The organism is Cyanobacterium sp., from assembly GCF_054166785.1.
The window spans coordinates 43,379-54,203 of record NZ_JBSZCP010000048.1 but is presented as its reverse complement, the minus strand read 5'-3'; the positions used below and the strand labels follow the sequence as shown (position 1 = coordinate 54,203).

At 37.2% G+C, this 10,825-nt stretch carries 11 protein-coding genes and 1 pseudogene; 3 read left to right on the top strand and 9 right to left on the bottom strand.

The window, feature by feature from the left end; translation table 11 throughout:
• Positions 1–127: 127 nt before the first annotated feature.
• The 9 genes and pseudogenes from ACXITR_RS10055 to upp form a co-directional block, all read right to left on the bottom strand.
• Positions 128–907 carry a photosystem II S4 domain protein gene (locus ACXITR_RS10055; RefSeq protein WP_457997093.1) on the bottom strand — a complete coding sequence of 260 codons (780 nt, stop codon included), beginning with the start codon at positions 905–907 and terminating at the stop codon, positions 128–130.
• A 374-nt stretch (positions 908–1,281) separates the two neighbouring features.
• Entirely contained in the window at positions 1,282–1,788 is a 507-nt protein-coding gene (locus ACXITR_RS10050) for a hypothetical protein (protein ID WP_457997092.1), read from the bottom strand.
• A 244-nt stretch (positions 1,789–2,032) separates the two neighbouring features.
• Positions 2,033–2,245: a DUF2839 domain-containing protein gene (locus tag ACXITR_RS10045; RefSeq protein WP_457997091.1), complete on the bottom strand. Its 213-nt coding sequence runs from the start codon at positions 2,243–2,245 to the stop codon at positions 2,033–2,035.
• 163 nt (positions 2,246–2,408) lie between these two features.
• Positions 2,409–3,878, bottom strand: a complete 1,470-nt coding sequence (locus ACXITR_RS10040; protein WP_457997090.1) for a leucyl aminopeptidase — start codon at positions 3,876–3,878, stop codon at positions 2,409–2,411.
• 59 nt (positions 3,879–3,937) lie between these two features.
• A complete protein-coding gene (locus tag ACXITR_RS10035; protein WP_457997089.1) occupies positions 3,938–6,286 on the bottom strand; it encodes an EAL domain-containing protein in 2,349 nt (782 codons plus the stop codon).
• Positions 6,287–6,424: 138 nt separating this feature from the next.
• Positions 6,425–6,712, bottom strand: coding sequence for a hypothetical protein (locus ACXITR_RS10030; RefSeq protein WP_457997088.1), 288 nt, complete (start codon positions 6,710–6,712; stop codon positions 6,425–6,427).
• Between the two features lie 105 nt (positions 6,713–6,817).
• A complete protein-coding gene (locus ACXITR_RS10025) occupies positions 6,818–7,057 on the bottom strand; it encodes a DUF4926 domain-containing protein (RefSeq protein WP_457997087.1) in 240 nt (79 codons plus the stop codon).
• Positions 7,058–7,066: 9 nt separating this feature from the next.
• Positions 7,067–7,189, bottom strand: a pseudogene (locus ACXITR_RS10020) (DUF6883 domain-containing protein); the annotation flags it as partial.
• Positions 7,190–7,208: 19 nt separating this feature from the next.
• Positions 7,209–7,859 carry a uracil phosphoribosyltransferase gene (gene upp, locus ACXITR_RS10015; RefSeq protein ID WP_457997086.1) on the bottom strand — a complete coding sequence of 217 codons (651 nt, stop codon included), beginning with the start codon at positions 7,857–7,859 and terminating at the stop codon, positions 7,209–7,211.
• A gap of 170 nt (positions 7,860–8,029) precedes the next feature.
• On the opposite strand from upp, the gene ACXITR_RS10010 reads away from it, so the two are divergent.
• From ACXITR_RS10010 to ACXITR_RS10000, 3 genes are all read left to right on the top strand, one after another.
• Positions 8,030–8,266 carry a photosystem I reaction center subunit IV gene (locus ACXITR_RS10010; RefSeq protein WP_457997128.1) on the top strand — a complete coding sequence of 79 codons (237 nt, stop codon included), beginning with the start codon at positions 8,030–8,032 and terminating at the stop codon, positions 8,264–8,266.
• A gap of 84 nt (positions 8,267–8,350) precedes the next feature.
• Positions 8,351–9,190 carry a DNA-formamidopyrimidine glycosylase gene (locus ACXITR_RS10005; protein WP_457997085.1) on the top strand — a complete coding sequence of 280 codons (840 nt, stop codon included), beginning with the start codon at positions 8,351–8,353 and terminating at the stop codon, positions 9,188–9,190.
• 139 nt (positions 9,191–9,329) lie between these two features.
• A complete protein-coding gene (locus ACXITR_RS10000; RefSeq protein ID WP_457997084.1) occupies positions 9,330–10,430 on the top strand; it encodes a type IV pilus twitching motility protein PilT in 1,101 nt (366 codons plus the stop codon).
• The last annotated feature ends 395 nt before the right edge of the window (positions 10,431–10,825 follow it).

Below are 10,825 nucleotides of genomic sequence, written 5' to 3'. Positions count from 1 at the left end.
TGACAAAAGACTATATCTGTTAGCAAAATTTTAGTATTTTTGTGTTAAAAAAATAGTTTTCCCTTATCAGAGGAAACTTGATATTTAATTTTTCATTATTCGTATTATTAACTACTCCCTACATAAATTACACAAATCTGGTTAAGGCGATGCGATAACGTTCTTTTTTAGTAACACTAATATCACCTATTTCTAATCTTCCTTTACCTCGAAAAGAGACTAAATCACCACTTTTAAGATTATGACTAGATTGAGTAACTTCTTTCCAGTTGACTCTCACATCACCATTATTGATAGCATCTGCCATTTTTGAGCGGGATAAACCAAAGCCATAAGAGGCGATCGCATCTAGGCGTAAAGAAGCCTCTACGGTAGTCATTTCCTTCTTTTTGGGTTCTCTTACCTTCAAATCTGAAAGCTCAATTCTCTTAGTTTTAACAGGCACAGAGCGCACTTGTACTAAAGAAGATTCAAAAAAATCCACCATTTCAGGCACCACAACCACCTGCGCACCTCTTTCCCCCAAAACGATAATGTCACCTACCTTTTCCCTAACTACCCCCGCCCCCAAAATTGCCCCCATGAAATCTCGATGGGTAGCAGTATCAAATAAAAAATTACCAGCAATATCTAGGGCTACCACGGGCATCTGGGAAACATCACAGGGAATTTCCTCCCGATGAATACCCACCCTTTTTCTCTCTGCTTGAGGAAAACCACCCCAAGGAATAATTTGCACTTCCGTTAATTGGGCAAAAATTTCATCCACTTCTGCTAATACAGGGGGAGATAAAAAATCTGTTACCACTAACTCCCATGTTTTTAATGCTTGTTCCGCCTTATCTAAAACTTTAGCAATTTCGGCTCGATTTTCAACTCTATTTAAAATATCTTCTCTGGGTAACATTTAATAATTGATAATGGATAGTTGATAATTGATAATAATTTAACTCAGAATAAATTTCGAGTTTATAAAGTTATAATTAACTGACGTTACGCACTCATTTATAAGTTAGGTTTTATCTTTAACAAGGGGCTTAAGCCCCTTGCTCGACTCCTAGCCCCTTGCCCAGCACCTGTATAAACATTAATATGAACATCCAACGTTTTTACCATCTTAAACTAATTATATTTTTGCGTAATATCAGTAATTAATTATCTTTTGCTTTTCAATACTCTAAAATTATAAGGAGAATTTATATAAAATACTTAAATGTTAAATACAAAATAAATAAGACAAATTGAGTATAAACTTCATTGTCAATTGTCCATTGTTAATTGTCAATTCTCCACATAACCTTGTAAATTCTCAGGTTTGAGGGGTTGTAAAACGAGGGTAGCTTTATTTTTCACAAAATCATCTCCCTGCACTACAATTAAGTATTTTCCAGCATTTAAGCGATTACGATAGGGTAAATCATCACTAGCACCCTGTAATAAACTACCACTACCACCGACAAAAAAACTACCCATAGCACCACCGATCGCCCCTAAAAAACCACCTATAATATGGTTAAAAGGAGTACCAGCCCATGCAAAAGTATCTAAGCCAGTAATTGCATCAAAAGTGTAACCCCCAAAAAACCCAAAAGGAATCAACCAATATGCCATCCTAATAGCATTCTCGCGCCCTTGTTTATTAGGATCAAGAAAGCCAAACTCATCAGCGGTTTTATAACCCTTTCCCAAAATCGATACTTGTTTTAGGGGAATATTAGCCTTTTCCAAAGCCGTGTAAGCCTCCTCCGCCTTGATTCTATCGGATAATACTGCAATCAAATAGTTCATTTGTATATGTATAAAATTATGTGAAAGAATATAGTTTTTTTGCCCTCTAAATCTCTCAATTTGGGGCAGGGGTGATTCATTCTATTTTTTTAGTTAGGACTGGGAATAGGAAACGAGGAATAGTTTTCAATGGTTTATGGTTCTAAATTGATAATATAAACATTTTTAACTACTCCTTAATCTTGAAATTAACAAGATGATAAATTGACAGTTTTTAAACCTCGTAATTATCAACTATCAATTATCAATTAACTTGCCACCATCCAAAACCAGGGCCAATAAAACGAATAATAACCCAAGTAATGCCTAGGGAGATAATTCCTACCCAAGCCCCTCTAGTAGTTAACTTATAAGCATCAGAGGCTTGAGTTTTTGTCAAAGGAAGCCAAGAAACAAATCTCTCCTCCTTGCCATAGTCTTCCCCTAAAGATTTTTGTCTGCGTTTAGCTTCACCCATAATAAAACTCTCCTAAAATAAAATCTTATTAACTTAAACCTAACACTTACCCAGCACCCTTTAAAACACATTTTAAATCAAAAACATTTATTGGTAAGGATTTAGGGGCAAACAATTAATCATTAACAATAATTATCTCTTGCCTATTCCCCACCAAAATACATTAACCTAAAACCCAATTAACAAGGGTGCGCACAGCAAAACCCGTACCCCCTTCATTGTTTATAGAGTTAGGTTTTTCTGCCCACACAGGGCCAGCTACATCTAAATGTACCCAAGGGGTATTTTCCACAAACTGCTCAAGGAAAAGGGCTGCTGTAATAGAGCCTCCAGCACGGCTTCCCGTGTTTTTCATATCTGCGATCGCACTTTTCATAATATCAAAATAATCGGTTTCCATGGGCATCTGCCAGAATTTTTCCCCTGCCCCTTCAGAAGCTATGTTCAAATCTTGGGCTAATTTGTCATCCCTTGTCCATAAACCTGCAATGTCGTTACCCAAAGCCACGATACAAGCACCCGTGAGGGTAGCTAAATCCACCATGGCATCTACCCCCAACTTATCCGCATATACAAGGGCATCAGCGAGGGTTAAACGCCCTTCCGCATCGGTATTGTTAACCTCGATGGTTTTCCCGTTGGAAGCGGTGAGGATGTCTCCTGGGTGCATTGCCTTGCCACTAATCATATTTTCGGTAATGGCGCTGATGAAATGGACTTCTACATCGGGCTTTAATTGGGCGATGGCTTTGGCTGCCCCAAAAGTAGCCGCTGCGCCTCCCATATCCATCTTCATGGTTTCGATGCCGCTACCTGCCCCTTTTATGTTTAAACCACCAGAGTCGAAGGTTAAGCCCTTACCGATGATAGCCACTTTACGTTTTGCGGTGCCTTGGGGTTTATAGGTGAGGTGGACAAATTTGGGGGGAATATCGGAGGCTTGGGCAACCCCTAAAAATGCCCCCATGCCTAATTTTTCGCATTCTTCTTTTTCAAGGATGGTTAATTCCAAGTTATATTCCTTCGCTAAATCTTGGGCTACTTTCGTTAAAGTTATGGGGTTGATGTCGTTGGCAGGGGAGTTTACCAATTCTCTGGCTAAAATTACTCCATCGGTAATCTGCTTGGCTTTATCAATGGCGCTATTGGAAGCCTGTAAACCTAGTAAGTCGATGGTTGTTAGTTTAACTTCATCTTTGGCATCGGATTTAAAACGGTTATCTTTATGGAGGGCTAAAATTACTCCTTCGGTAATCATTTGGGCGATGGTATCCCCTTCATAATCGTTGATACTTAATGCTATTCCTACGGTTTTACCGTTTTCTTTGGTGGTGCTACGGGCGATCGCCCCTGCCGCTAATCTGATACCATTAGAGGTAAAATCTTTCTGCTTACCCAAACCCACTAACATAACCTTACGAATGGGGCTTTTAGCGCCTACCCTTGCCACCACGGTAGCATTAGCCTTACCCTTAAAATCGTTTTCTTCGATTAACTCAGTAATAACCCCATCTAATTTATCATTTAAACTAATTAAATCTCCTGTTAACTCCGTTTTACCTTCAAAAAAACCTAAAGCGAGAATATCTCCACTCCAATCCAAAAACGAACTAGAACTAATTTTAAAATCCATTTTTTAGTTATATAAAAATTAATCACAAAATAACATCTCCCATTGTATTATCCCCCCTCTCAGCTTTCAACGCCAGAAATAAATTCCATCAACTTTTCTGCCTCTAGGGGGCGACTAAATAGATAACCTTGCCCCGCAATGCAGTTTTCCGACTCCAAAAAATTGAGTTGACTAAGGGTTTCGATACCTTCAGCAATAATAGAAAGATTAAGATTATAAGCCATAGAAATCATTGCCTTTATTAGAGCCTTATTTTTTTTACTTTTTTCTATATCTAAAACAAAACTACGATCTATTTTTATTAATTTAAAAGGATATTTACTCAGATAACTAAGGGATGAATAACCCGTACCAAAATCATCCAAATAAAGTTCAAAACCTAAACTATCAAGATGAAATAATAAATCTTTTACCGTCGGTATATCTTCTAATAATACTTGTTCGGTTATTTCTAATTTTAAATTTTGGGGCTTGATTTGATACTTTCTTGTTATTTCCAAAATACTATCGGCTAAATGACTGTCTCTAAATTGACGGGGGGATAAATTAATAGAAACATATATATCAAAACCTTTTTCTTGCCAGATAGATAGTTGTTTACAGACTGTTTCGAGTAACCATTTACCTAAATCAATTATCAAACCAGTTTCTTCGGCAATGGCAATAAATTCGATGGGGGAGACATTTCCTAAAACATTATTATGCCAACGAGTTAAAGATTCAACGCCAATAATTTTTCTTGTCTTAAGATTAACAATAGGTTGATAAACCAATGATAATTCCTTATTCTTGAGCGCTTGACGTAAATATGTTTCTTGTAGCATTTTCTTTTGTACTACTTGATTCATTTTATTATCAAAAAACTTAAAATTATTTCTGCCTTTTTTCTTCGCTTCATACATTGCCAAGTCAGCATTTTTAATCAAATTTTGGATATTATCTCCGTCTTGAGGATAAAAAGTAACACCAATACTGGCAGAAACAAATCTTTTTTCCCCTGCGATGGTAAAAGGTTTTCTCATGGCATGAAGTAATTTTGAGGCGATTATTTCTCCTTGGGTGGTAGAAGAAAGGGAGGAAACTATAATTAAAAATTCATCCCCCCCTAATCTAGCAACGGTATCACTTTCCCTTAGACAACTACGCAACCTTTGGGCTACTACTACTAATAATTCATCTCCGTATTGATGCCCTAGGGTGTCATTTATATTTTTAAAATTATCTAAGTCAAGAAAAATAAGGGCAACGGATAGCTTTTCACGGTAGGCTTTGCTAATTTCTTGTTTTAGTCTTTCCATACCTAAAAGACGATTGGGCAATTCGGTTAAATAGTCATAGTTGGCTTGATGGGATAGTAATTCTTCTTGATGTTTTTTTTCGGTGATGTCTTCTTTGACAGCAACATAATGGGTGATAATGCCGTATTCATCTTTGATGGGGGAGATGGAGGCAATTTCCCAAAAAAGTTCTCCATTTTTTTTACGGTTATGAAATTCTCCATGCCATTCTTTTCCACTGGAGATGATTTGCCATATTTTTTTATATTCATCTTGACTGGTTTCTCCCGATTTTAGGATACGAGGATTTTTGCCGATTACTTCTTCTCGGGAATAGCCTGTTACTCTTTCAAATTTTGAGTTGGCGTATTGAATTTTGCCTGTATTATCGGTGATAATGATGGATGCAGGGCTTTGTTCTGATGCTTGATGTAAAAATTTTAGTTGTTCTTCTATTTTTTTTGTATGGGTAATGTCGATAAAGGTGATTAGGTAGCCTTCTTTGTTTTCCCACTGGATGGGTTTTACATCCATATTAATTATTAACATTTCTCCTTTTTGGCGGGGGATAATAATTTCTGTGGATTTTTGTGAGGTGAGGGGAATGCCAAATAATTCGCCACACATTTCGTTGAGTTTGCCTTCAAATATTTCTTTACATATACTATTGATGAATAATATTTTCCCTTCTTGATCTGTCACCATTAGTCCGTTAGTATGGTAATGGGCGATCGCCTTTAGCTTTTCTTGGGTGTAAACTAAGTTAGTTATATCTCTACAAATAACTAAAATGGTGTCTAGTGTGCCAGAAGAATCGATAATCTTAATTAAGCATACATTCAACCAAATTAAACCCAAATTAGAGTTAGTTTGAGTTTTAAATTCAGTCTTTTTTTTGTTTTCTTGAATAAATTGATCTATTTTAGGTATTAACCATGCTAATTGAAATTTATTTAACGAGTGTTGTTCAGAAATATTATCTTTATCCTCATAAAATAATTGTATAGCTGTACAATTAGCGTTCACTATTTTGGCTGTCTTATCTAACAAAAATAGTCCGTCATTAATATTTTCAAGAATAACTAAATATTTATTAATCTCCTCGCTAGTAGGGAAAAAAAGAGGACACATATTTTTTACAACAATTATTTATCTAATTGACTAATCATCTACAAAATTAGCCTCAAGATATTTGATATTTATCTCTTGTAGGTAATCACTACTAAATTTGATCTATAGGAATATAGATAAATAGTCTATGAAAATTTTTTAATTACTATCTTTTTCTAGTTCAGAGTTTTTGACTAGGGTAACTCTAACATCTTCAATAGCATGATTCAATTGATTGATTTTCTCTTCTAAACTTAATCGCGCGGTTTCAATATTTTCTCTATTATTTAGAAAACCATTATCAAGGCTGTTTAAATCAGTATCAGAATCATTTTGCCCCATATCATTTACTTTTTTAGAGGCGATCGCACCGATAACACCTCCCACTATACCACCAATAATTGTACCTAAAAGAAAACCACTCCCAAAATTATCTTTTTCACTCATAATTATAGTTACGAAATAATTAATAATCAATCAAAAATATGTATTTGTCAGCCTTTCCCATTATCCAATATTTTTAGGTCTGATGACTATTATCATTAACAAAAATTAAGCAACGGACACCAAATCGGAATGTAATAACATCAATTGATGAGTTTTTAAAGTTTCCATAGCATAGGTTTCCCCACGATTGTTACTAAACTCCACCTCAAAAGCAGAATTGTCATATTCCATTACCACTGTACCTACTTGTCCTTGATAAAGAATAATTTTTTCTCCAGTTTCATAATGGGTGGTAGTAATATCCTCCAATAAAGCCACTAAATCTAAATCTTGGATGTTTTTCATAGCTTTTTATTATTTTTTTACGGGGTAACAATTGGTTAATCGGGGGAAATTTTCTCCTTTTTTGATAATCCAACCCACAATAACTAATGATTCACCCACATCTGTTTGTAAACTAAACTTCATATTGTAGTGAGTGCCATATTCATTTTACTCAATTATTAAAAGAGCGATCGCCCGCATCCCCCAAACCAGGTACAATAAAACCAGAGTCATTAACCTCCTCATCAATCATGGCACTATAGATAGTTAACGAAGGGAAGGCGGTGCCTAATTCCTTTAGGGCAGGGGGCGCCCCCACCACACAAATAATACGGGTTAAATCGATATTTCCCCCCCGTTTAGCCACTTCTTCGAGGGCATACATCATAGAACCCCCAGTGGCCAACATCGGATCTAAAATCAGGATACGGGTATCAGGGGCAAATTTTTCAGGTAATTTGTTGAGATAACAAGAAGGCTTGAGGGTTTCCTCATTCCTTACCAAACCGAGATGATAGGTAGAAGCAAGGGGAATCACCGTTTGAGCGCCTTCGGCAAGGGTTAAACCAGCTCTTAGAATAGGAATAGTGGCGATCGCACCTTGAGGATTAATAAAAGTAGCATCAGCAACCCCCACAGGGGTTTCTACCTGAGTATCAATGGTGGGTAACCAATCCCGAATCGCCTCATAGGTAAGCCAACGCCCTAACTCAACCATCGCACTTTTAAACAAAGTAGAAGGAGTATTTTTATCCCGTGCCACCGCCAACCAATGCTTAACCAGAGGATGGGGAGGGACATATATTTTCATTTGCATCGCCATAATATTACTTCCTTCTTTTGTGAATCAATCAAAATTTCATTGTCCATTGTCAATCGTCCATTGTCAATTGTTGATGGCTCTTAATAAAACTTAAAACGCAAAATGATGCGATCAGGTCTAACAAGTAGTAATCTGTTATTTAATAGATAATATTTTTGGAAAATAATTTAATTATGGCAATTGAACGTGGAGCAAAAGTAAGAATCTTACGCAAAGAATCCTACTGGTATAGAGACGTAGGCACTGTTGCAACCGTAGATAAAAGCGGTATTATTTACCCTGTAATTGTCCGTTTTGATAAAGTAAACTACAACGGTTATAGCGGCAGCCCCGGTGGTGTAAATACCAATAACTTCGCCGAAAGTGAGTTAGAAGTTGTCACCCCAGCCCCTGCTAAGAAAAAATAAATATGAGGTTATCTAGGTCTTTGATAATTGATAAGGGATAATCAATCAGGTATTATCTTGATCTATCCACTATCAAACTAATCTATGCCAGAATTACCAGAAGTAGAAACCGTGTGTCGAGGTCTGAATAAAACGACTTCGGCACTTATCATAAAATCTGCTAAAGTATTATTACCCCGCACCCTCGCCTATCCTGATTCTGTCGTTTCCTTTGAACAGGGTATTGCCGAAAAAAAGATTATCCAATGGCATCGTCGAGGTAAGTATTTATTGGCCCAATTGTCTGAAGGATGGTTAGGGGTACATTTGCGCATGACGGGGCAGTTGTTGTGGGTAAATGAAGATAGTGACTTACAAAAACATACTAGGGTAAGATTGTTTTTTGATGATGGTAAAGAATTACGTTTTGTGGATACTCGCACCTTTGGCAAGTTTTGGTGGTTAGGGGAGAATAAACCCCCAGAAACAGTCATTACAGGGTTACAAAAGCTAGGAGTTGAACCTTTTTCCCCTCAGTTTACGGTGACATATTTCCAAGAAAAACTAAGTAAAAGCCGTCGCAATATCAAAACCCTACTTTTAGATCAAAGTACAGTGGCAGGAATTGGTAATATTTACGCTGATGAGGCTTTATTTAAGAGTGGCATTATGCCCAATACCATCAGTAGTAATTTAGAGTTAGCCCAAATCGAAAAATTAAGAACCGCCATTATCGAGGTATTGGATGACTCTATTAAGGCAGGGGGAACAAGTTTTAGTGATTTTCTCCATATTACGGGGGTTAATGGGAACTATGCTGGTAAGGCTTGGGTATATGGCAGGAAAGGAGAACCCTGTCGGATTTGTAACACCCCTATTGACAAAATGAAGTTGGGAGGGCGATCGACCCATTTTTGTCCTAAATGCCAGAATGATGGAAAATGAGGGTAAATCAATATTTGAATTGAGTTGGGGAATAGTAATTTGTCAGGAAACAAAATATTAATCTTTATGAGTCATTAAATCAAAACTCAGGGAACCATAGGTATATTAGAGTAAAAGAGATCATCAGGAGACAGAGTCCATGGATTTAATGATAGAAGACTTGATGGAGCAGTTGGTGGAAATGGGTGGCTCAGATATGCACATCCAAGCAGGGGCGCCCGTTTACTTTCGTATCAGTGGTAAACTAACCCCCATCGGTGATGAACCCCTCAGCCCCCAAGAGTGCCAGAAACTGATTTTCAGTATGTTAAATAACACCCAAAGAAAAACCCTCGAGCAAAATTGGGAGTTGGATTGTTCCTATGGGGTGAAAGGATTAGCTCGTTTTCGGGTAAATGTTTATAAGGAGAGGGGATGTTATGCCGCTTGTTTAAGGGCGCTATCTTCTAAAATTCCTAACTTTGACCAATTAGGACTCCCTGACATTGTTAAGGAAATGACCGATCGCCCCCGGGGTTTAATATTAGTAACAGGGCAAACAGGCTCAGGAAAAACCACCACCCTAGCGGCCATGCTAGATTTAATTAACCGTACCCGTGCAGAACATATCTTAACCGTAGAAGACCCCATCGAGTACGTTTTCCCTAACGTTAATAGCCTTTTTCACCAAAGACAAAAAGGGGAAGATACTAAAAGTTTTGCCAATGCCCTAAAAGCAGCTTTACGGGAAGATCCTGATATTATCCTCGTGGGAGAGATGCGAGATTTAGAAACCATTTCCCTTGCCATCAGTGCCGCAGAAACAGGACACCTCGTTTTTGGTACTCTACACACTAGCTCCGCCGCAGGTACCATTGATCGTATCATTGATGTATTCCCCGCCGCCGAACAAGGTCAAATTCGGGCGATGTTGTCCAACTCTTTGTTGGCAGTATTTGCCCAGTGTTTAGCTAAAAAACATAATCCTAAACCGGGAGAATTTGGTCGAGCTATGGCTCAGGAGATTATGATTGTTACCCCGGCGATCGCCAACTTAATCCGAGAAGCAAAAGCACCTCAAATTTATTCATCCATTCAAACGGGAGTAAAATTGGGAATGCAAACCATGGAACAAGCCCTTGCTAACCTAGTAAAAACTGGGGTAATTAGTATGGAAGAAGGTTTGGCAAAAAGTAGTCGCCCCGATGAATTACAGCGTCTGTTAGCAGGTTCTAATATGAATATGGCAAGAAAACGCTAACTTTTAACAAATTGACCATTAAATTTTAAACTAGGGTGGGCATCCCCCACCATCAGAATTAAAAAATCCTTCTTACTACCATTTATTAACGGGCAAAAATAAGCTATAGTAATAATTTAAAGAATAAAAACAGCATTTTGGACATCATTAACATCAACCATAATCATTAACAAAAACCGTTGTTTAAAGAAAATAACTTAATCTTTTCACCCTATGGTTAATCAGATGTGGATGTCTTATTGGTCAAAATTAGTTTATCTAAGGAGTTCTATTTCAGGAAAAAGCCCAACGACTTCTATGTTTTCTATCTAAATTGATTTAGTTAAAAATAATTCCCTATGGCTTAAATTTTTTTGACTAAAAAATCAACCAAGATACATTTTTCTGAATGAATA